Annotated in this window: 18 protein-coding genes; 12 read left to right on the top strand and 6 right to left on the bottom strand. The window is 65.5% G+C overall.

Annotated elements, in window-relative coordinates:
- Positions 1–7: 7 nt before the first annotated feature.
- From pcaDC to ACFOSU_RS05470, 4 genes are all read right to left on the bottom strand, one after another.
- Positions 8–1,174: a bifunctional 3-oxoadipate enol-lactonase/4-carboxymuconolactone decarboxylase PcaDC gene (gene pcaDC / locus ACFOSU_RS05485; protein ID WP_380687281.1), complete on the bottom strand. Its 1,167-nt coding sequence runs from the start codon at positions 1,172–1,174 to the stop codon at positions 8–10.
- A gap of 100 nt (positions 1,175–1,274) precedes the next feature.
- Entirely contained in the window at positions 1,275–2,483 is a 1,209-nt protein-coding gene (gene pcaF, locus ACFOSU_RS05480; RefSeq protein WP_380687279.1) for a 3-oxoadipyl-CoA thiolase, read from the bottom strand.
- Between the two features lie 379 nt (positions 2,484–2,862).
- A complete protein-coding gene (locus tag ACFOSU_RS05475) occupies positions 2,863–4,200 on the bottom strand; it encodes a lyase family protein (RefSeq protein ID WP_380687277.1) in 1,338 nt (445 codons plus the stop codon).
- Positions 4,201–4,280: 80 nt separating this feature from the next.
- Positions 4,281–5,078: an IclR family transcriptional regulator domain-containing protein gene (locus ACFOSU_RS05470; protein ID WP_380687275.1), complete on the bottom strand. Its 798-nt coding sequence runs from the start codon at positions 5,076–5,078 to the stop codon at positions 4,281–4,283.
- Between the two features lie 341 nt (positions 5,079–5,419).
- Here ACFOSU_RS05470 and ACFOSU_RS05465 point away from each other — a divergent pair, with 341 nt between their 5' ends.
- The 7 genes from ACFOSU_RS05465 to ACFOSU_RS05435 all read left to right on the top strand — a co-directional run bounded on the left by ACFOSU_RS05465 (position 5,420) and on the right by ACFOSU_RS05435 (position 11,655).
- Entirely contained in the window at positions 5,420–6,871 is a 1,452-nt protein-coding gene (locus ACFOSU_RS05465; protein ID WP_380687273.1) for an aldehyde dehydrogenase, read from the top strand.
- A 77-nt stretch (positions 6,872–6,948) separates the two neighbouring features.
- Positions 6,949–7,860: a LysR family transcriptional regulator gene (locus ACFOSU_RS05460; RefSeq protein ID WP_380687271.1), complete on the top strand. Its 912-nt coding sequence runs from the start codon at positions 6,949–6,951 to the stop codon at positions 7,858–7,860.
- Positions 7,861–8,004: 144 nt separating this feature from the next.
- Entirely contained in the window at positions 8,005–8,403 is a 399-nt protein-coding gene (locus ACFOSU_RS05455) for a Rieske (2Fe-2S) protein (protein ID WP_380687269.1), read from the top strand.
- Entirely contained in the window at positions 8,396–8,716 is a 321-nt protein-coding gene (locus ACFOSU_RS05450) for a hypothetical protein (protein WP_380687267.1), read from the top strand. The genes ACFOSU_RS05455 and ACFOSU_RS05450 overlap by 8 nt, the downstream gene beginning before the upstream one ends.
- A gap of 26 nt (positions 8,717–8,742) precedes the next feature.
- Entirely contained in the window at positions 8,743–10,002 is a 1,260-nt protein-coding gene (locus ACFOSU_RS05445) for an amidohydrolase family protein (protein WP_380687265.1), read from the top strand.
- Positions 10,003–10,095: 93 nt separating this feature from the next.
- Entirely contained in the window at positions 10,096–11,004 is a 909-nt protein-coding gene (locus tag ACFOSU_RS05440; RefSeq protein WP_380687263.1) for an MBL fold metallo-hydrolase, read from the top strand.
- Between the two features lie 204 nt (positions 11,005–11,208).
- Positions 11,209–11,655 (top strand): MarR family winged helix-turn-helix transcriptional regulator, encoded by a 447-nt coding sequence (locus tag ACFOSU_RS05435; protein ID WP_380687261.1) that lies wholly within the window; start codon positions 11,209–11,211, stop codon positions 11,653–11,655.
- A gap of 112 nt (positions 11,656–11,767) precedes the next feature.
- Here the strand turns inward: ACFOSU_RS05435 and ACFOSU_RS05430 are convergent, their stop codons facing one another.
- Positions 11,768–13,612, bottom strand: a complete 1,845-nt coding sequence (locus ACFOSU_RS05430; protein WP_380687260.1) for a feruloyl-CoA synthase — start codon at positions 13,610–13,612, stop codon at positions 11,768–11,770.
- A 35-nt stretch (positions 13,613–13,647) separates the two neighbouring features.
- A complete protein-coding gene (locus ACFOSU_RS05425) occupies positions 13,648–14,484 on the bottom strand; it encodes a p-hydroxycinnamoyl CoA hydratase/lyase (protein WP_380687258.1) in 837 nt (278 codons plus the stop codon).
- Positions 14,485–14,927: 443 nt separating this feature from the next.
- Between ACFOSU_RS05425 and ACFOSU_RS05420 the strand changes: the two genes are divergently transcribed.
- From ACFOSU_RS05420 to ACFOSU_RS05400, 5 genes are all read left to right on the top strand, one after another.
- Entirely contained in the window at positions 14,928–16,412 is a 1,485-nt protein-coding gene (locus ACFOSU_RS05420) for a SulP family inorganic anion transporter (RefSeq protein ID WP_380687256.1), read from the top strand.
- A gap of 55 nt (positions 16,413–16,467) precedes the next feature.
- The gene (locus ACFOSU_RS05415; protein ID WP_380687254.1) at positions 16,468–17,328 is read left to right on the top strand and encodes a universal stress protein; all 861 of its coding nucleotides are present in this window, start codon (positions 16,468–16,470) and stop codon (positions 17,326–17,328) included.
- A 111-nt stretch (positions 17,329–17,439) separates the two neighbouring features.
- Positions 17,440–17,967: a carboxymuconolactone decarboxylase family protein gene (locus ACFOSU_RS05410; protein WP_380687252.1), complete on the top strand. Its 528-nt coding sequence runs from the start codon at positions 17,440–17,442 to the stop codon at positions 17,965–17,967.
- Between the two features lie 540 nt (positions 17,968–18,507).
- Positions 18,508–19,635: a C4-dicarboxylate TRAP transporter substrate-binding protein gene (locus ACFOSU_RS05405; protein WP_380687250.1), complete on the top strand. Its 1,128-nt coding sequence runs from the start codon at positions 18,508–18,510 to the stop codon at positions 19,633–19,635.
- A 66-nt stretch (positions 19,636–19,701) separates the two neighbouring features.
- Positions 19,702–20,895 carry a CaiB/BaiF CoA transferase family protein gene (locus ACFOSU_RS05400; protein WP_380687249.1) on the top strand — a complete coding sequence of 398 codons (1,194 nt, stop codon included), beginning with the start codon at positions 19,702–19,704 and terminating at the stop codon, positions 20,893–20,895.
- The last annotated feature ends 3 nt before the right edge of the window (positions 20,896–20,898 follow it).

Genomic DNA, 20,898 nt, shown 5'->3' with positions numbered 1-20,898 from the left:
CATGGGGCTACGCGACTTCGCCCCAGCCGTTGTCCTTGGCCAGCTTGAAGGCATGATTGGCCGCCGGCACGCCCGCGTAAATGGCGACATGCGTGAGCGCCTGACGCAGCTGGGCTTCGGTGACGCCAATGCGCCGCGCCGCGTTCAGATGCAGCACCAGCTCGCCGTCGCGGCCGAGCGCGGCGAGTATCGACACGGTGATCAGGCTGCGCTGAACATGGCTGAGATCGGGGTTGCCCCAGACTTCGCCCCAGGCCATACGGGTGATCATGCTCTGGAAGGGTGCGTCGAGCGTGCTGGCATTGGTTGATGCGCGCTCGACGTGCTCGGCGCCGAGCACCGATTTTCGAACCGTCAAGCCGTCTTCGTAGGCCACCGGCGGCTCGGCGCCGGCGGGTGCGAGCCATGCGGCCAGATGTTCGGCCAGTGCGTTGGCGGCCTCGACCGCCGGCACGTGGCCGACGTCGTCGAGCACCGTGACCGTGCCGGCCGGCAATTCACGGGCCAGGGCTTCCAGCGCGGCGGGCGGCGTGGCCGCGTCGGCGGCACCTGCCAGCAGCTGTACCGGGTGCTGGAAATGACCCAGGCGGCCGGTGAAGTCGGTCTCACCCAGCAGTTCGCACAGGCGCGCGTAGCTGTCGTCGTCGCCGCGCCCGAGCTGGATCTGCCAGCCGATCACGGCTTCCGGATGGGCTTGCTTGAATAGCGGCCCGAACCAGCGTTCGACCAGCTCCGGCGCCATCGCGGCCAGACCTTCGCTGCGCACGCGCGCGGCGCGCTGCTGCCAGGCCTCGGCGTTGCCGATGACGGCGCCGGTGTTGGTCAGCACCACCCGCTCGAGTCGCTCCGGTGCTTTTACCATCAGCGCCTGGCCGACGGTGCCGCCGATCGAGGTGCCCACGAAATGGGCGGTGTCGATTGCCAGCGCGTCGAGCAGGGCCAGGGCCTCAGCCGCGAGATCGTCGGCGCTCAAGGCACCGCCGGCGGGCGCGCTCGCGCCGTGGCCCGGCAGATCCCAGCTGATCAGGCGCAGCCGCGGCGACAGCGCGGCCACGACGTCGTCCCACACCGCCTGGCTCATGCCCAGCGGATGCGCCAGCAGCACGGCCGGGGCCGTGGCCGGGCCGGTATCGCGGTAGGCGACGCTGCGGTCGCCGAGTTTCAGAAAAGGCATGTTGTCTCCGTGGTTACCGGGATCGAACTGTAGGTTTTGGAACAGAACATCCCGGCTGCGGCGTGCCGCGTCAAACGCTGTGGACGCGGCTCGTGGTGAATCAGACCCGTTCGAGCACGGTGGCGATGCCCTGGCCGACGCCGATGCACATGGTCGCGAGACCGTACTGCGCGTTCGTGCGCTGCATCTCGTAGAGCGCTGCACTCACGATGCGCACGCCGGACATGCCCAGCGGATGGCCGATGGCAATGGCGCCGCCGTTGGGGTTGACCCGCGGGTCGTCGTCGGCGATGCCCAGTTCGCGCATGCAGGCCAGCGACTGACTGGCGAACGCCTCGTTGAGTTCGATCACGCCCATCTGGTCGATGCTCAGATGCAGGCGATCCAGCAGCTTGCGCGAGGCGTGCAGCGGGCCCATGCCCATGATGCGCGGCTCGACCCCGGCGGTGGCCATGCCGTGGATACGGGCCATGGGCGTGAGATCGAAGTCCTTGATCGCTTTTTCGCCGGCCACGATCAGCGCGCCGGCGCCGTCGTTGACGCCGGAGGCGTTACCCGCGGTCACGCTGCCGTTGTCGCGGAACGGGGTCGGCAGCCTGGCCAGTTGTTCCAGGGTGGATTCGGCCCGCGGATGCTCGTCGGTATCGAACACCAGCGGATCCTGCTTGCGGCGTGGAATCTCGATCGGGGTGATTTCCTCGGCCAGCCGCCCGGCGACGCGCGCGGCCTCGGCTTTCTGCTGCGAACGATAGGCGAAGGCGTCCTGGTCCTGTCGCGACACCTTGAACTGCTCGGCGACGTTCTCGCCGGTGTTGGGCATGGAATCCACGCCGTACTGTTTCTTCAGCAGCGGATTGATGAAGCGCCAGCCGATGGTCGTGTCTTCCATCACCTGACCGCGCGAGAACGCGGACGTGGCCTTGGACAGCACATAGGGCGCGCGCGACATGGACTCGACGCCGCCGGCCAGCATCAGTTCGGCCTCGCCGGCGCGGATCGCACGGGCGGCGGTGCCCACGGCGTCCATGCTGGAGCCGCACAGGCGATTGATGGTCGCCCCCGGCACGGACTGCGGCAGGCCGGCCAGCAGCAGCGACATGCGTGCCACGTTGCGGTTGTCCTCGCCGGCCTGATTGGCGCAGCCGACGAGCACGTCCTCGATGGCCGCCGGATCCATATTCGGGGCTTTCGCCAGCACCGCCTTGAAGATATGCGCGAGCATGTCGTCGGGACGCACACTCGCCAGGGTGCCGCCGAAACGGCCGACCGCGGTACGCGCCGGATGGCAGAGATAGACGTTTTCACTCATGGTTCAGGCCTCGCTGTGGTGTTTTTCGGTGCACGCCTGTAACGCGCGCAGTGCATTCAGTGGGTTGCCGTCCGGCACATCAGGGGTGGCTGTAACCACGTCGTCGTCTATGGCAGCTCCGGGCGAAGATCAGCTCCGACGTCATCCGGATCAGCGTCAAATCGCGATTCTTCGGGCGAATGATCTGGCGCTGGCGACAAACGGCGCACAGGCGTGAAGCCATCGATGACCGCCATCGGATCGCTGGTCCCGAGATGTCTTCTCGCATGACGGATTTAAGTTTGCAGGGCGAATAAACTAAGCTGGCGGATACCGAGCGTCAATCAAGCCAGTGATTGTTGGCACCGCGCTGTCGCAGGGTGAAGTGGGCCGAATACCGCTAGCTCTGTTCCAACGCCGCATGAATCCGCGCGATCTGGGCGGCGCTCGTGCCCACGTAGGCGCCCGGATCGACGGCGGCACGCAGGTGAGCACCGTCGATCGCCTCGGCGATTTCCGGTATATCCAGCAAGGCATCGGCGAAATCGAGCCCGTCGCGGCGTGCTCTGTCGCTGGCCCGGGCGGCCAGAGCCTGGGCGTGTTCTCGATCCATGACCTCGGCGAGTAGTGCTACCGCGGGAGCGGCCAGATTCGCGCCCCCGGTGCGCGCCAGATTCGTCCGCATCGCTTGCGGATCGACCTGCAGATCAGTGATCAACGGCACCAGTGTTTCCAGCGCGCCTTCGAGCAACAGCACGGCGTCGACCGTGGGCGCCCATTCGGCGTGCCACTCGCCAAAGGCGCGCTCGTGTACCTGCGCGGCGGTGGTATGCACCAGCCCGACCGCGGCATGAATCTGGCGGGCGGCGGCCCGGATACGCGTGCTGCCGACCGGGTTCTGCTTGTGCGGCATTGACGACGAACCGCCGGCGCCGGTGGCGGCCGGCTCGCTGGCCTCGCCGACCTCGGTCTGGGCCATGAAGGCGATGTCGGTGGCGATCTTTTCTGCCGCCACGGCCACTGCGCCGACTGCGTCCAGCAATGCCAGGATCGGCTGTCGGTCGGTGTGCCAGGGCAGCAGCGGGCAGGCGAGATCGAGTTCGTCAGCCAGTGCGGCCATCAAGGTCATGCCGTCGTCGGCGAGGCCGTGATGGGTGCCCACGGGCCCGCCGAACTGGACGTACAACCCGCGTGCCACGACATCGGCCAGGCGCGTCTCGGCCTGCATCAGCCCGGCCAGCCACTGCGCTACCTTGGCGCCGAAGGTGATCGGCAAGGCCTGTTGGGTGAGCGTGCGTCCGATCATCGGCGTGCGTGCGTGCGCATCCATCAAGGTCGTGCCGCCATCGATGGCGTCGCCCAGTTGTTGCAGGCAATGCGCAAGCCGTGGCTTGAGCACCAGCATGAGCGCGGTATCCACCACGTCCTGACTGGTGGCGCCCTTGTGCAGGGCCTGCTTGAGCGGCTGGGGCAGCAGCGCTTTGGCCTGTTTGACGAAGACGATGGCGACGTTGCCACCATCCGCGGTGCCGGCGGCCAGATCGGAGATATCGAAGGCATCGGCCTGGATGTGGCTGGCGATTGCGTCGGCGCTGCCCGCCGGCAGATGGCCGGCCTCCTCTTCGACCCGGGCCAGGGCCAGTTCAAAGCGGCACATGGCCGCCACGATCGCGCCGGCGTCGCAGGCCGCGACGCCGGCAGTACTCATGAAAGGCTGGCGAAGGAACAGGTCGTACATGGGAACACTCCCGGCAAGGGCTGGCGTTGTCTTGATGTGGAGGGTCGATACGCGGTGCTGGGCGGTCACGGCCGCGTGCGTCAGTCGACCTGGGACTCGATCTGGCGGCTGGCTTCCAGCAGCAGCGGCAGAAACTCGTTTTCGAGCACCGCCCGCTCCACCCGGGCCGCGTTGGTGCTGACATTGAGCGCGCCCAGCAGCCGGCCGTTGCGGCTGCGTACCGGTACTGCAAGCGAGCGCAGTCCCGATTCCAGTTCCTGGTCGACGATGCAATAACCCTGTTCGCGGGTCGCGTCGAGCAGGGCGCGCAGGCGGATCGGATCGGTCACCGTATTCTGGGTATGCGCGACCAGCGGCGTGTCGTCGAGCAGGTCATCCAGCGCGGCCTCGTCCATCGAAGCGAGCAGCATGCGTCCCATCGATGTGGCCACCGCCGGCAGGCGCGAGCCGATCGACAAGGCGATCGTCATCAGCCGGTGCGGCGCGGCCGAGCGGGCGACGTAGATGACATCCGCGCCATCGAGTACGCCCATCGACGAGGACTCGCCGGTGACTTCGGTGACGTGCTCCAGATGCTGCCGGATCACCGACTGATAACCATTGGCGGACAGATAGGCGTAGCCCAGCTGCAACGTCTTCGGCGCCAGCTCGAAATGACGATTGTGACGGCGAAGATACCCCAGCCCGTGCAGGGTAAGCAGAAAACGCCGCGCCTTGGCACGATTCATTCCGGTACGCGCGGCGACCTCGCTGAGCGTCATGCTCGAGTGGTCGGCGTCGAAGGCGCGGATGACTTCAAGACCGCTGGCCAATGCGGTGACGAAATCGCGATGGTCGGGGGCCAGGGCCGGGGCGCTGTCGTCGGGGCGGTTGCTCATGGTGTTCGCATCCGGTGGACGGACTGGTCAGTCGCTTGAGTGTAGCAACGCCTGCGCGCCGTCCATCGCCGCCGACCGGGGCGCGTTCGACGGTGATGACATGCATGAAAGCGATGTACCGTCGGGCAGGACGGCCACGCACGGGTACGGGGCATTGACGTTCGATGCAGTGTGTTGAATACGGCCATTGTACGTCTTGCGCGCCAATGGCCGCTGTGCGAACTTCTGCCGGGTTCATCTCGGGCACGCGCCGCCAAAGAGGCATGTGCGATAAAACAACAGGTCACGCCGCGGGCATTGAGGATCCGCGGGACGCCCTCAGGCACTTCGAGGAGACAGGCATGCATGAAATCAATCTGCTGATCGGCGGGAAATCGCAGCCCGCAAGCGATAACGCAACGTTCAAGCGCCGCAATCCGGCGTCGGGCGAGGTCGTTACCCGGGCGGCCGCGGCGAGCGTGGCGGACGCACAGGCGGCGGTCGAGGCCGCGGATGCCGCGTTCGAGGCATGGTCGCGCGTCGGCCCGCACGCGCGCCGGGCGCAATTGCTCGCCGCTGCCGACGAGCTGGAGGCACGCGCCGAACAGTTCACCGCCCACATGGTGGCCGAGACCGGTGCCACCCCCGGCTGGGCCGGCTTCAACGTGCATGTCGCCGCCGGCATGTTGCGCGAGGCGGCGTCGCTCACGACCCAGGTCACCGGGCAGGTGATCCCGACCGAGGTGCCCGACAACCTCGCCATGTCGGTACGCGTGCCCTGCGGCGTTGTGCTCGGCATCGCGCCCTGGAACGCGCCGGTGATCCTGGGCACGCGTGCGCTCGCCACCGCGCTGGCCTGCGGCAACACGGTGGTGCTCAAGGCCTCCGAGCAATGCCCGGCCGTGCATCACCTGATCGTCGAAGCGCTGACCGCGGCTGGCCTGGCGGATGGCGTGGTCAACGTGGTCACCAACGCGCCGGACGATGCACCGGCGGTGGTCAAGGCGCTGATCGAGCATCCGGCGGTACGGCGGGTGAATTTCACCGGCTCCACCTCGGTCGGGCGGATCATTGCCGAGACCGCGGCACGCCAGCTCAAGCCCGCGCTGCTGGAACTCGGCGGCAAGGCGCCGTTCGTGGTGCTCGACGACGCCGACCTGGATGCGGCCGTCGCCGCGGCGGCCTTCGGCGCCTTCTTTCATCAAGGCCAGATCTGCATGTCCACCGAGCGGCTGGTGGTCATGGACAGCGTGGCGGATGCGTTCGTGGAAAAACTCGCGCACAAGGCCTCCAGCCTCAAGGCAGGCGATCCGCAGCACGACGACACCCCGCTGGGTACGCTCATCGGCGAGCCGGCCCGCGTGCATCTCAACGCGCTGATTGCCGACGCCAGGGACAAGGGCGCGACCATTGCCTCGGGCGGGCCCGCCGACACCGTCATCATGCAGCCCACGGTCGTCGACGGGGTAACCCCCGAGATGCGGCTCTATCACGAGGAGTCGTTCGGCCCGGTCGTCGCGGTGATGCGTGTGCCTACCGAGGATGAGGCGGTGCGCGTGGCCAACGATACCGAATATGGCCTTTCGGGTGCGGTGTTTTCCGGCGATGGATCGCGCGGCCTGCGGGTGGCCAAGCGGATTCGTTCCGGCATCTGTCATGTCAACGGTCCGACCGTCCACGACGAGGCCCAGATGCCGTTCGGCGGAGTCAAGGCCAGCGGTTACGGGCGCTTCGGTGGCCAGGCCGGCATCGCCGAATTCACCGACCTGCGCTGGATGACGCTACAGACCGGCGAACGCCATTACCCGATCTAGGACGTTCGGTGCCGGCCTGTCGTTGTGATGCGGAGTGATGCCGGCGGCCGGCTCCGGTTCCTTCGCGGGAGTCTTGCATGGACGTGAAACTGCGCCCGCTGCGCTACTTCAAGGCCGTCGTCGAACACGGCACGATCGCGGCCGCGGCCCAGGCGCTGCACGTGGCCCAGCCGCCGTTGAGCAAGCAGATTCGCCAGCTCGAGGCCGAGTGGGGCGTGGAACTTTTCGAACGCATCAATCATCGGCTGCATCTGCGCGAGGAGGGGCGTTATCTCTATGTCCATGCCTGCGAGCTGCTGCAGCTGGCCGACGATATCGACGCCAGGATGCAGGCGCTGGCCGCTGGCACCAGCGGCCCGATACGCGTGGGCACCACTGCCGGCGGCATCGAGCCGGTGGCGCGTGCGATTGCGCGACTCAATGCCGATCACGCCGACCTGCGCTTCGTCTGCTGGCAGGGCGAGCCACACACCCTGCAGGCGATGGTGGATTCGCGCACGCTCGATGTCGCGGTGGTGCCGCGCCCGATCGAAACGCCGGGACTGCAGGCCCAGGCGCTGGCGCCGCTGCACTATGTCGCGCTCGCGCCGCGTGACAGCGGGCTGGACGGGCGTGTCGATCTGGCCACGCTCGCTCAACGGCCGCTGATCCTGCTTCATCGCAACAGCCGCTTCGGCTCTTTCGAGCGCCTGCTGGATGCGTTCTATGTGCAGGGCCTGACGCCGGAGGTGGTGGCCGAATGTTCGGACGTGCCGATTCTGCATGCGCTGGTGCGCGAGGGCCTGGGCGTGGCCCTGATCGCCGAGAACGCGGCTGAGAACACCGCGCTCGCCGATCCGCAGCTACAGCGTCATCCGATCACCGACCTCGCGCCCATCGACGCCGAGCTGGTGCTTATCCGAAAAGCCGACGTCGAGCCCGGCGCGGCCGTGCGCCGATTCTGCGAACAGCTGCTGAAAACGGCCGCTCAGGGGACGACCTGCGACTAAAGTCGACCTGAGCGATTGGGTCAGGCGCCTGTCCGAAAAAGTTCTTTACCGGCCTGGTCGGTGGGGTCATGGTGCGTAGATAAACAGGAACGGGTGCGCGTCGTGGTTCGAGCGCCGAACGTTCGCCATCGAGGAGCAGTATCCATGAGTGAAAGTGCAACGTCCGCGCCGGACAAGCAGGCCTGGCGGGTCGGCGCGAGTGCCGATATCCCCGAGCACGGCCGGCTGGTGGTCGACGCGGGTGACAAGACCGTGGGCGTGTTTCGCGTCGACGGGCGGCTCGTGGCCTACGAGAATCGCTGTGCCCATATGGGCGGGCCGATCTGTCAGGGGCTGATCGTGCCCGCGGTGCGCGAAAAGCTCAACGAAGCGGGCCAGCTCGGCGGCTCGGAGTTCGACGAATCCGACATGCATATCGCCTGTCCGTGGCACGGCTACGAATACAGCCTCAAGACCGGCCGCCACGCCGGCAAGAAAAGCATCGGCCTGCGGCCGGTGCCGGTCGAGGAGACCGCCGACGGCGACGTGTATATCCATGTCTGACGGCGCCGATCGTCAAAGCCGGGCGATCGCGGCCGATGTCGAACCGTTGATCGATCGCCTGGTGGCCGCCACCGAGGGCGTGGGTCTGGACGGCGCCGCCCATGATCTCAGCCCGGCGCGCGTCGAAGCGTTGATGAACGTGGCCGTGCATCTGTATGCCGCCACCGTGACCGAGCAGGGCGAGGCGTTCATGCCCTGCGGCGACGGCGTATCCACCACCGAAGCGGTGAGCGCGATCAGCGCGCTGATGCAGTCGCAGGATCTCAACACCTTCGATCTGGCGCTCTGGCAATCAAAACTGCGCCGCAGCTGAAGACTGCGGCCGAGAGGAGAACACCCATGGCTGATGCCCCGAACAGGAACGACCACGCGGAAAACGCACGCCAGGCGAAGCCGCTGGACGTGCAGGAAATCACCACCCGTACCGACACGCGCGATATCCTCGCCAACGCCCGTGCCGACGTGAAGCGCTACCACCTCGACGACTACTACATCGCCGATATCGATGCCCATCACGTCGAACTCGACAACTGGGACGAGATTCTCGAATACATCGAGGACCCGGTGCTGCGCTACAACGGCAAGGCGATGTCGAAGAACTGGCCCAACGCCGGCAACGTGGCGTTATCCAATCATCCGCCGGGCCTGACCCAGCAGGACGTGGCCGGGCGTATTCCGCATCAGGCGGAGCTCGCCGAGGACGTGCCCGACGACGGCGCGCCGCGCGATATCACTCTCGTGCGCCGGGTCATGGATTCGCTCGGGCTCGACGTGCAGATCGTGTTCCCCCAGCCGATGCTGGAGATCGGGCTGCATCCGTCCAAGACGATCCAGACCCAGCTGATCAAGGCCTACAACCGGTGGTTCGTCGAGCGCGTGCTGCACTTCGAGCCGCGTATCAAGACCATGCTCGCGCTGCCGTTCTCCGACGCCGATGCCTGCATGGACACGATTCGCCGCTATGCCGATCATCCCCAGGTGGTCGGCTTTCTGGTCACCAGCCAGCGCGACGAAGCGGTGTTCGAGCCGCAGTACGTGCAGGTGTACAAGGAACTGGAGCGGCTGGGCCTGCCGCTCGGTTTCCACGCCGGGCCCGACTACAACGTGGCCCAGGCAATGAACCGGTTCATCTCGGTGCACGCGCTGTCCTTCGTCACCTGCAACATGATCCATCTGACCAACTGGGTCATGAACGCAATGCCCGAGCGCTTCCCGAATCTCGACGTGATCTGGATCGAATCGGGGCTGGCCTGGATGCCGTTCATGATGCAGCGCCTGGATCATGAATACCTCATGCGCCAGTCCGATGCACCGCAGCTGACCAAGCTGCCCAGCGAATACATGCGCGAGATGTACTACACCTCGCAGCCGCTGGAAGCCACCGACATGAAGCTGCTCGAGTCGACGTTCACCGCGCTCAACGCCGAAACCCAGCTGCTGTATTCCTCGGACTGGCCGCACTGGGATTTCGACACCCCCGCGCGCATCGCGAACCTGCCGTTTCTGAGCGAAACCGCCAAGCGTAATATCCTCGGTGAGAACGCCAAGCGGCTGTTCAGCAAGCTCCGGGAGGAACAGCCGCAGGCTGCGACCGGCTAGGTCGTGCTAACCGGCGGATGCGGGCGTCCCGGATTGGATATACGGCCGACGACACGGGCGGCGGCGCGGATTCTTATTCTTGAGAGGGTATAGATGAAAGTGATCAATCTGTTCCGCGCAGCGCTGTGCCTGCTCGTGCTCGCCGGCGCCATGCCGGCCTGGGCCCAGACCCAGGTCGTGATGCTGGGCACCGGCACCCCGGTGCCGGACGCCGACCGCGCCGGCCAGAGTTTCGCTGTGGTGCACGACGGCGAGGCCTATGTCTTCGATCTCGGCGGCGGTGCGGTACAGAACGCGATCAAGGCCGACCAGGACATGGGTATCGCAGCGCTCGATCCCACCAGGATCCGCTACCTGTTCTTCACCCATCTGCACAGCGACCATATTCTCGATTATCCCGAATTTCTGGCGACCTACTGGTGGCGACGCAAGGCACGCGCGCATGTCTACGGCCCGCCGGGTACCCAGCAGATGAGCGACGGCGTGTACGAGATGCTGGCGCCCGATCTCAAGGCGCGTTTCAGCGGCAATCAGCCGATCAAGGACAAGCAGGGCTACAAGGCGCAGGTGACGGAAATCTCGTCGGGCGGCACCGTTCTCGACAAGCCGGGCATTCGTATCGATGCGTTCCCGGTCAAGCACGGCTCGTTGGCGCACGCCTTCGGCTACAAGATTGTCACTCCCGACAAAACCATCGTGATCTCGGGCGATACCACCTACGACCCGGACGTGGCGCAACAGGCCGAGGGCGCGGACATCCTGATCCACGAGGCGATCAGCGAGCAGGGATTGTCGAAACTGCCGCCGTTCTGGCAGGACTATCACCACGCCGCGCATACCACCAGCAGTGACGTCGCCCGCATCGCCAATGCGGCAAAGCCGAAACTGCTGGTGCTGGTGCACAACCTGTTCTACGGCGCCGACGAGCGCTCGACGCTGGACGAGGTGAGGGCCGATTACCACGGCCGGGTGGTACTGGCGGACGACCTGGACGTTTATTGAAGCGTGATGGACGCCGCTGAGGCGTCGGCGTTGAATCCGGTGGCTCCGACCGAGCGTGTTTCGCGGCAGGTGTAAGATGCCTACGCGAGATTCACGGGCTCCACGGCAACTGGCTGGTTACTGTCGACTCGGCGGCTTGCGTCGCAGGCACGGCGTCGCATGCGAGCCCACGATCGGTTCATGACAAGGGCGGCGTGTAGAGCGATGGCAAAAACCGGTGACGCATCCCTGAGTCAGGCCTCGCTCAAGCCTCTTGTCGGTTACCAGCTACGACGTGCCGATATCGCGATGCGACAGGCCTTTTCTCGGCACATCGGCGAACCGTTCGGGCTGCGGCCGGTGGAGTTCGCCATCCTGACGCTGCTGGCCGACAACGAGCGGGTCACCCACAAGCAACTCAGCGAAGCCCTGGACGTGGCGCCGTCGAACATGGTCGCCGTGGTCGCAAAGCTCAAGAAAAGCGGTCTGCTGGCTCGCGCCCGAAACCCGGATGACGGCCGTTCGATCGTACTGGCGCTGACCCGCGAAGGGCGCGATCTGGAAACACGCGCGCGCTCGGCGGTCACGGCCATGGAAGACCAGCTTCTGGGTGCCTGGGATGCGGGCGACCGCGAGCACCTGCTCGCTATGCTGGATCGATTCCGCGGCTGACCGACTCGCACGTCTTCGGTCAGCTGCCACGGCCCGGCGTCATGTGGCGTGCTTAATGAAGCCGTGCGAAATCCGTGGCCCTTTACGTGGATTCGTCCGGGCAGGCCTGTCCTCAGCCATCGATCGTTATGCAATGCGGCGCCTTGCCGGCATAGAGACGCTCGATCAGGGCCGCGCGTGTCGTGCGCATGCGGCGCTGGTTGATCGACCCCTTGTCGGTGATCTCGCCGGCATCGAAGTCGGGCGGTTCGGCGAGTACGCAGGCGCGGGCGATACGGCTGGCGCTGCCGGTCGCGACCGTGTTCACGTCGACGAGGATATCGGCAAACATCGGGGTCAGCCGATCGCCGGCGAGCAGCTCGGCGAGTGTCGCTGTCCGATCGGCGCCGAGGCGTTCCCGACATTCGCCGATATCCGGAATGACCAGTGCGCCGATGTCGCCGCGATCGACGCCGGTGATGACCACGTCCTGCACCCAGGGTTTGCCGCGTTCGAGGATACGGCTGCGCAAGGCCGCACTATTCACGAAGCTGCCCGATGAGAGCTTGAAGTTCTCGGCGATGCGGCCGTCGAACATGAAGCCTGCGGCCAGATTCGACGGGTCGATGAAATCGATGGCGTCGCCGCTGCAATAGAAGCCGTCGTCGTCGAAGACCGCAGCGGTCTTGTCGGAGTCGCGCCAGTAGCCGGGCATGACGTGGGGCCCGCTGAACCGCGCCTCGTAACCCTCGCCGGTCGGCACCAGCTTGAGGATGCAGCCGGGGCAGGGCAGGCCGACCGCGCCGGAACGGATGCCGGGGACGGTGGTGAACATGGACGACGGCGCGGTTTCGGTCGCGCCCAGCCCGGCCATGACGCGGATCCGTTCGCCGCATGCGGTTTCGGCGAGCGCGTCGAGCCGGTCCCACGTTGTTTGTGACAGGCCGGCGGCGGCGAAGAACTGGAGCTTGAGCCGCTTGTAGAAGCTGTGCCGCAACGCTGGGTCCTGTTCCAGCGCGTGGCTGAGTTCTTCCCAGCCGCGCGGCACGTTCAGGTACAGCGTCGGCGAGATATCCTTGAGATTGCGCACTGTCTCTGCGAACAACTCGGGGGTGGGTCGGCCGGCGTCGATATACAGACTGCCGCCGTTGTAGAGCGCGATGCCGACGTTATGACTGCCGCCGAAGGTATGATTCCACGGCAGCCAGTCGACCAGTACCGGCGGTTCCTCGGCAAGAAACGGAAACGTCTGCACCAGCATCTGCTGGTTCGCGCAGAGCATGCGCTGGGTCGTGGTGACCGCTTTGGGCAGGCTAGTGGACCCGGACGTGAACAGAAACTTCGCGATCGTGTCCGGCCCGGTGGCCGCATGCACGGCATCGATGTCGGCGCTGGCCGGCGTGCTCTGCAACTGCTCGAACGCTGTCGCTTCCCGGTTCGCGAGTGCTCCGCTGATGCCGACGATTTCGACGTCTGCAGGTACGGTGGCCTCGATGGCGGCGGCGAACGCATCCAGATCATCGGCGAACACGAGCCCGGGGGTGAGCAACGCCATCGCATGCCGGACCTTGCCGCAATCCCGCGAGCGCAGCGACGCTGCCGGTGACAGCGGGCAATGGGGAATGCCGGCCCACATCGCGCCGAAGGCGAGCGCGAGATGGGCAATGCTGTTGCCCGACAGAATCACGATCGGCCGCTCGGCCGACAGACCGCGCGCATGCAACGCCTGGGCGATGGATCGCACGCGCGCGAGCATGTCCGTATAGGAGACTTCAATCCACTGGCCATCGCGGCCACGCTCGGCGATCAGCGTCCTTTCGGGATGCTCGGCCGCGCCGTCAATCAGCCGGTCGAGCAACCGCTGCGGGTAGGCGTCCAGTTCATGCTGCGGCGTGATCAGCGCCTCGCCCGTGTCGCGCCAGGCGATCTCGCAGGGCGACTGGCCGAGTGCGACGGGGCGGTAGCGAATAGCGCGCATCGAAATCTCCTCGCTGTCGGCTGTGGTCGTCCGGCTTAGTCGCCCCGCTTGTAGGTCTGCAGCCCCGGCTTGATCGATTTGTCGTCCAGGAACTGCTTCAGGCCCTGCGCGCGGCCGTCTTCCGGGTCGCGATGGAAGGCCTGATCGATCTTGGCATACAGATAATCCTCGCTCTGTTCCCAGGTCAGCTCGCGGCAGCGCTTGAAGCCGTGCTTGGCCACGCGCAGCGTGACCGGGTTCTTCTCGAGCAGGGTCTTCGCCAGGGTCCGCACGCGGTCCTCGAGTTCGGCCAGCGGCACGCTGGCATTGACCAGCCCCATCTCGGCGGCGCGCGGGCCGTCGAAGGTCTCGCCGGTCATGATGTAGTACAGCGCTTCACGATGACCGATGGTGTCGGCCAGCGACTTGCTCACCAGGTTGCCGGGTGGAATGCCCCAGTTGATTTCCGACAGCCCGAACACCGCTTCATCCGCGCAAAGCGCCAGGTCGCAGGCCACCAGCGGCGAGAACGCGCCGCCGAAACACCAGCCGTTGACCATGGCGATGGTGGGCTTGGTGTAGAAGCGCAGCAGGCGCCACTGCCACTGCGAGCAGTCGCGGCGAATGCGCTCCTCGACGATCTCCGGCTGGGCATCGATTTCGCGGAAATATTCCTTGAGATCCATGCCCGCGGTCCACGCGGAGCCCGCACCGCGCAGCACCAGAACCTGCGCCTCGGGATCCAGCTCGAGCGTTTCCAGAACGTCGATCATCTCCTTGTTGAGCGTCGGATTCATGGCGTTGCGCTTGTCGGGCCGGTTGAGCGTCACCCAGGCGATGCCGTCCTCCAGCGTGACGATGACGGTTTCCCAGGTCTTGTTGTATTCACTCATCGGTGTCGCTCCATTTGGGTTAGGAGAGGATCGTTCCACACAAACAAGTTATAATCAATAACTAAAATCGTAATCGTTTCCAACCTGGGGTCGATAGCGTCCGCGGCCGTGATCGATCGAAGCCCGATGTCGGAAACGGGACCGAACGCTGGCGCAAGGCTTGTGCGTTTCGGGGCTCGGCGGAGGCGCGTATGCGACGCGATTATTGCGATGGCTGACGCATCGGCTGAATCGATCTGTTAGCATTCGCGGCCTTCTGCGCCGCGCTGCGGCTTGCCGAGCGCCATTTCGAATCGAACACACGCGATGCCCGGGGCCTTTGAGCCATTGCGGCAACGTCCGTCGATCCTTTCCCTTGCGCGGGCGTCACCGCCTGCCGTGTGCGCGCCGGCGTATCGCAGTCGTGGCGCGCTCTCCCTGCTTACCGACAGACCCAACGACGCATGCTTCAACAGATACGACAGACCTGGTTCTCCAATATAAGAGCCGATGTGCTCGCCGGCACGGTGGTCGCCCTGGCCCTGATTCCGGAGGCCATCGCGTTCTCGATCATCGCCGGGGTGGATCCGAAAGTCGGTCTTTATGCCTCGTTTTCCATCTGCGTGATCACCGCCTTTGCCGGTGGCCGCCCGGCCATGATCTCGGCGGCCACCGGCGCGATGGCGCTGCTTCTGACCACGCTGGTCGCCGAGCACGGGCTGCAATACCTGTTCGCCGCTACCCTGCTCACCGGTGTGCTGCAGATCCTGGCCGGCTATCTGCGCCTGGGTTCACTGATGCGCTTCGTGTCGCGTTCGGTGGTCACCGGTTTCGTCAACGCGCTGGCGATTCTGATCTTCATGGCCCAACTGCCCGAACTCACCGATGTCACCTGGCCGGTCTATGCCATGACCGCGGGCGGGCTGGCGATCATCTATCTGTTCCCCTATGTGCCGGTGATCGGCCGCATGCTGCCGTCGCCGCTGATCTGTATCGTGGTGATGACGGGCATTTACATGGCCACCGGCATGAGCATCCATACGGTCGGCGACATGGGTGCACTGCCCGATTCGCTGCCGGTGTTCCTGTGGCCGGACGTGCCGTTGAACCTGGAGACGCTGTGGATCGTGCTGCCCTACGCCATCATGCTGACCCTGGTCGGGCTGATGGAATCGATGATGACGGCGACGATCGTCGATGATCTGACCGACACGCCCAGCGACAAGAACCGCGAGTGCAAGGGCCAGGGCCTGGCCAACATCGGCACCGGCCTGCTCGGCGGCATGGCCGGTTGCGGCATGATCGGCCAGACCGTGATCAACGTGAAGTCCGGTGGGCGTACCCGCCTGTCGACCCTGTGCGCCGGCGTGGTGCTGTTGATCATGGTGGTGTTCGCCTCCGACTGGGTTGCCCGTATTCCCATGGCCGCGCTGGTGGCGGTGATGATCATGGTCTCGATCGGCACCTTCAACTGGGAATCGTTGCGCGACATGCGCAAGCACCCGCTGAGCACGAATATCGTCATGCTGGCCACGGTGGTCGTGGTGGTGGCGACTCACAATCTGGCCATCGGCGTGCTCGTGGGCGTGCTGTTGTCGGCACTGTTCTTCGCCAACAAGGTCGGACGTCTGCTGGTGATCGACAGCACGCTGGACGCCGACGGTTGTCGCGAATATGAGGTCGTCGGGCAGGTGTTCTTCACTTCGGCCGATCAGTTCGTGGCCGGCTTCGATTTCAAGGAAGCGATCGACGCCGTGCGCATCGATCTGCGCCGCGCGCATTTCTGGGATATCACCGCGGTGGGCGCCCTCGACAAGGTGGTGATCAAGTTCCGCCGCGAAGGCGCACACGTCGAGGTCATCGGTCTCAACGAAGCCAGTGCGACACTGGTCGATCAGATTGCCGTGCACGACAAGCCCGATGCAGAAAAACTGATCGGCGGACACTGAGCATTATTCGCCCCGGGTACAACAACAGCCATCGGGACCGCGAGAAGGAGAGACCATGACCGAGCGCCATATCACCGCCTGTATCGACGGGTCGCATTTTTCCACCTCCGTGTGCGACGCCGCGGCCTGGGCCAGCCGCACGCTGCAGGCGCCGCTGACCTTCGTGCACGCGATCGATCGCAACGCACGGCCCGCGGCGGCCACCGACACGACCGGCCAGATCGGTCTGGGCGCGCGCGAGCATCTGCTGGCCGAGTTGGCCGAACTCGACGAGAAACGCGCCCGCGTCGCCCGCGAGGAAGGCCGCCTGATGCTGGACGCCGCGTGCGAACGTGCCCGTGCCGACGGCGTGGATGCGCCGGAAAGTCGCCAGCGCAACGGCGAACTGGTCGAGACACTGACCGACATGCAGGACAGCATTCGCCTGCTGGTGCTCGGCAAGCGCGGCGAGAGCGGCGAGACCGCCCACGGTCATCTCGGCTCGAACCTCGAGCGCGTGATTCGCTCACTGGCCTGCCCGATTCTCATCACGCCGCAGAATTTCACCGCTCCCGAGCGGATCCTGATCTCGTTCGACGGCAGCGCCACCGGCCAGCGCATGATCGAGCGGGTGGTGGCGAGCACGCTGTTTGCCGGCGTCGAATGCCATCTGGTGTATGTCGGCGACCCGAGCGAGCAGCGGCGCAAGGACCTCGATCGCGCCGCCGAACAGTTGCAGGGCAGCTGCGCCTCGGTGCACAGCGAGATTCTCGGCGGCGAGGTCGAGGCTACTCTGCGCGACTACAAGCAGCGCAACGCGATCGATATGCTGGTCATGGGCGCCTACGGCCATTCGCGTATCCGTCAGCTGCTGGTCGGCAGCACGACCACCGACATGATCCGGCATGCCAAGCTGCCGCTGCTGATCATTCGCTAGTAGTACGGCAGCGACGGCCTCTGCGTCGGGGCTCGGCATCCGGAGGCCGGCAGCGGATAGAATGCCTGCGACGCGCGGCATGGTGCTGCGCCCTGTCGCGAGTGATCCGCCATGAAATCGAAACTGCCGTTGCCGCAGGAAGCCGACCTCACCCCTGAGCAGAAAGACGTGCTGGCGCAGGTATTGCGCAGCCGCAAGAGTGCGGACGGGCCGTTCCTGGCCTGGCTGCATAGCCCGGTGCTCGCCGACAGAGCGCAGCGCCTGGGCGAATTCTGCCGCTACCAGTCTTCGTTATCGGCGGCTGAATCGGAGCTGCTGATCCTGTGTGTGGCGGCCCATCACGACTGCGCCGCGGAACAGTATTTTCACGAGCCGATCGCGCGCGCCGCCGGGCTTGACGCGGCGGCGGTCGACGCGGTTCGCGAGCGTCGCGATCCGGGTTTCGCCGATGGAAGGCTGCTCACGCTATATCGGATGGCGGCCCAACTGCTGGCGCACAACCGCCTCGACGACGCGGTGCGCGATCAGGCCCGGCAGACGCTCGGCGAGACCGCGTTCGTCGAAGCCGTCGGCATCATGGGCTATTACGCCCTGGTGGCGTACACGCTCAACGCGTTCGAGATGTATCCGGACGTGTGAGCCATCGCGAGCGTCCTCGCAGCGCGCGGATACATCTGCGCCTCTTTAGCCAGGGGCTTTTTCTGTTAAGAAAACGAGCCCGGCGAAGCGATCTGCCGGCGCAACAGTCGCCGAAGCAGCGTCCGACCGGCTTTGCCGCCGCAAGCCAATAGTCGTATGGCATCGCGTGGCGTCGCCCGCGTACTCCTGTCCCGCCAGAACCCCAGTCGCTGCCCGTACCGTCGCCGGCTGATCAGCGACGCGCGCGTCTTGCGCCGATGGCATGCCAGCCTGATGGCGCGGAATCACCGTGCGCATGCCGTATTGGGCAGCGTATCGGGCTTTAGGATCACGCCCAAGGTTTCGTCAGACGGGTCGCACAAGCGCCGATGCCTGATGCATTCGATCGAATGGCGGCGTGTCGCCACGGCGTTGGATATCGTACGGCTGTTATTGTTGTATACAGAATACCGTTGACCGGTTTTGAGCGACGTGCTTAGATCGGTGCCCACACGAGGCGCTTACAACACGTCAGAAAAAACATAACCGGAGGGAGATTCGATGAGCTTGAAATTCCGAGTGAAGGGACCGTTGCGGGCCCTGTCTTTCGCACTGGTGGCGGCAGGGGTGACTCTGAGCACGGGCGTCGAGGCGCGCCAGCTGACCTACGCGACCTATCTGCCGCCGACGCACCCGACCAGCCAGGACGGCATCGTCAAGTTCATCGATATCGTGGAAAAAAAGACCGACGGCAAGGTCGAGTTTGCCTTCTACCCGTCCGAGGCCGCCGCCTCCGCCAAAACCATGCTGTCGGCGATCAACGATCAGCTCATCGATGCCGGTTTCATCGTGTCGGTGTATTTCCCGACCTCGCTGCCGGTGAATACGGTGCTTTCGGATCTGTCGTTCTTCAACAGCGATAACGCGGTCACCGCCGCCGCGGTCACCGATACCATCCTCAACGACTGCCCGCAGTGCATGGATGAGTACAAGAGCTATAACGTCCATTTTCTGGCGACTTATTCGACCCCGCCGTATCAGGCGATGTGCAAGCAGCCGATGACCGACGGCTTCGACCCCAAGGGTCTGCGCATGCGCGCCCCGGGCGCGGAGGTTGGCCGCTGGGTGACCCAGATCGGCGGCGTGCCGATCAATATCCCCAACAATGAATCCTACGAGGCGATGGAGCGCGGCCAGGTCGACTGCGTGATCGGCGCGGTCAGCTGGCTCAAGTCGCTGTCGCTGGGCGAAGTGGCCCATAGCGTGGCGACGTTGCCGATGGGCGGCTTCCAGGGCGGCTCGCTGTTCAACATCTCGCAGGATGTCTGGGAAGGTCTGGATGCCAAGACCCAGGCGATCATGCAGGACGCCGCCTTGCAGGCGCTCGCGTCGACGGTGTATTCCTACACCGCCGAGGAGAAGGAAGCCCGGGTCACCGCGAACAAGAACGGCATGAATTTCGTCGACGCGTCACCGGCGCTGGTCGAGCAGCGCGATGCGTTCATGAAGTCGCAGATCGCACAGGCGGCCAAGACGGCGAGTTCGCGCGGAGTCGACAACGCCGAGGCCATCGTGCAGGCGTTCCAGAAGAATCTGGCCAAGTGGAAACCGCTCATCGAGGGCAAGAACCTCAGTGAGCAGCAGTACTACGAGCTGCTCAAGACCCACCTGCTGGCCGACGCCAGCTAGCGGCTCCAGGGTCCGGCGATACGTGGCTGTCGCCGGGCCCGGTCTTTTCGTTCGGGATGAATTTCAATGACCGATAACGCATTGCAGCCGTATCGCGGCGTTCGCGTGCTCGATCTGGCCCAGGGTCTGGCCGGGCCCTATGCTGCCGGCATGCTCGCGGCCATGGGCGCCGACGTGATCAAGGTCGAGCCGCCCGAGGGCGACTGGGGCCGGCTGATGGGCGAAGCCCGTAACGGCAGCAGTTCGATGAGCCTGCCGGCGAACTGGGGCAAGCGTGCGATCTGTGTGGACGCGCGCAGCGACGAGGGCAAGGCGGTACTGCATCGGCTCGCCGAGGAGGCCGATGTCATTGTGGAAAGTTTCCGTCCCGGCGTGCTGGCCAAGCTCGGCCTCGGCTATGAACGCCTCGCCGCCGAGCGCCCCGGGATTATCGTGGTCTCGATTTCCGGTTACGGCCAGAACGGTCCGCATGCAAGACGACCCGGTTCGGATTCGATCATCCAGGCGGTGAGCGGCATGGCGTCGATGAACCGCGACGCCAGCGGCACGCCGCGGCGCGTGGGCATGCTCGCAGTGGATATGGTCACCGGCCTGTACGCGGGCTTCGCCATGGCCGGCGCGCTCTTTGAACAGCGCGCGAGCGGGCAGGGTCGGCATCTGCAGATATCCCTGATTCAGGCCGCGACCGCATTCCAGATGACCGCGCTGCTGCAGAATCTGATGCGTGACGGCCAGGCCGGAACCCCCACCACGGCGCCGTCGGGTTTCTTTGCCACCCGCAGCGGCATGATGTCGGTCACCTGTCTGCGCAATGCCATGTTCGCCAAGCTCTGCGACGTGGTCGGGCATCCCGAGTGGGCCGACGACCCGCGCTTTGCCACCAACAACGCGCGTATCGAGAATATCGATGCCCTGCATGCGGCAATGGCCGTCGAGTTCCGTGAGCGCGATCGCGACGACTGGGTCGAGCAGTTCAATGCGGTCGGCGTGCTGTGCGGGCCGGTCAACGAATACGCCGATCTGGTGGCCGACGAACAGGTTCGCGACATGGGCGTGTTCACCGAAGTCGATACGCCCGCGCTGGGCGTTCTGCCCCTCGCGGGCCTGCCGGGTATCGGCATGACGCCCGACCAGCAGCGTCCCGATCCGCCGCTGGGCGGCCACACCCGCGAGGTGCTGGCCGAAGCCGGTTACAACGAATCCGAAATCGACGCGCTGCTGGCCGCGCGCGTTTGCCTGCACGACCCCCGGGAGAACTGATCG

This window comes from Salinisphaera aquimarina, from assembly GCF_042643355.1.
Lineage (GTDB): Bacteria > Pseudomonadota > Gammaproteobacteria > Nevskiales > Salinisphaeraceae > Salinisphaera > Salinisphaera aquimarina.
Note: the sequence above shows the minus strand (reverse complement) of the source record. Positions and strands in the feature narration are given on the sequence as shown.

Coding starts and splice junctions, on each gene's coding strand:
- pcaDC (WP_380687281.1), bottom strand. CDS start 1,174: ATGCCTTTTCTGAAACTCGGCGACCGCAGCGTCGCCTACCGCGATACC.
- pcaF (WP_380687279.1), bottom strand. CDS start 2,483: ATGAGTGAAAACGTCTATCTCTGCCATCCGGCGCGTACCGCGGTCGGC.
- ACFOSU_RS05475 (WP_380687277.1), bottom strand. CDS start 4,200: ATGTACGACCTGTTCCTTCGCCAGCCTTTCATGAGTACTGCCGGCGTC.
- ACFOSU_RS05470 (WP_380687275.1), bottom strand. CDS start 5,078: ATGAGCAACCGCCCCGACGACAGCGCCCCGGCCCTGGCCCCCGACCAT.
- ACFOSU_RS05465 (WP_380687273.1), top strand. CDS start 5,420: ATGCATGAAATCAATCTGCTGATCGGCGGGAAATCGCAGCCCGCAAGC.
- ACFOSU_RS05460 (WP_380687271.1), top strand. CDS start 6,949: ATGGACGTGAAACTGCGCCCGCTGCGCTACTTCAAGGCCGTCGTCGAA.
- ACFOSU_RS05455 (WP_380687269.1), top strand. CDS start 8,005: ATGAGTGAAAGTGCAACGTCCGCGCCGGACAAGCAGGCCTGGCGGGTC.
- ACFOSU_RS05450 (WP_380687267.1), top strand. CDS start 8,396: ATGTCTGACGGCGCCGATCGTCAAAGCCGGGCGATCGCGGCCGATGTC.
- ACFOSU_RS05445 (WP_380687265.1), top strand. CDS start 8,743: ATGGCTGATGCCCCGAACAGGAACGACCACGCGGAAAACGCACGCCAG.
- ACFOSU_RS05440 (WP_380687263.1), top strand. CDS start 10,096: ATGAAAGTGATCAATCTGTTCCGCGCAGCGCTGTGCCTGCTCGTGCTC.
- ACFOSU_RS05435 (WP_380687261.1), top strand. CDS start 11,209: ATGGCAAAAACCGGTGACGCATCCCTGAGTCAGGCCTCGCTCAAGCCT.
- ACFOSU_RS05430 (WP_380687260.1), bottom strand. CDS start 13,612: ATGCGCGCTATTCGCTACCGCCCCGTCGCACTCGGCCAGTCGCCCTGC.
- ACFOSU_RS05425 (WP_380687258.1), bottom strand. CDS start 14,484: ATGAGTGAATACAACAAGACCTGGGAAACCGTCATCGTCACGCTGGAG.
- ACFOSU_RS05420 (WP_380687256.1), top strand. CDS start 14,928: ATGCTTCAACAGATACGACAGACCTGGTTCTCCAATATAAGAGCCGAT.
- ACFOSU_RS05415 (WP_380687254.1), top strand. CDS start 16,468: ATGACCGAGCGCCATATCACCGCCTGTATCGACGGGTCGCATTTTTCC.
- ACFOSU_RS05410 (WP_380687252.1), top strand. CDS start 17,440: ATGAAATCGAAACTGCCGTTGCCGCAGGAAGCCGACCTCACCCCTGAG.
- ACFOSU_RS05405 (WP_380687250.1), top strand. CDS start 18,508: ATGAGCTTGAAATTCCGAGTGAAGGGACCGTTGCGGGCCCTGTCTTTC.
- ACFOSU_RS05400 (WP_380687249.1), top strand. CDS start 19,702: ATGACCGATAACGCATTGCAGCCGTATCGCGGCGTTCGCGTGCTCGAT.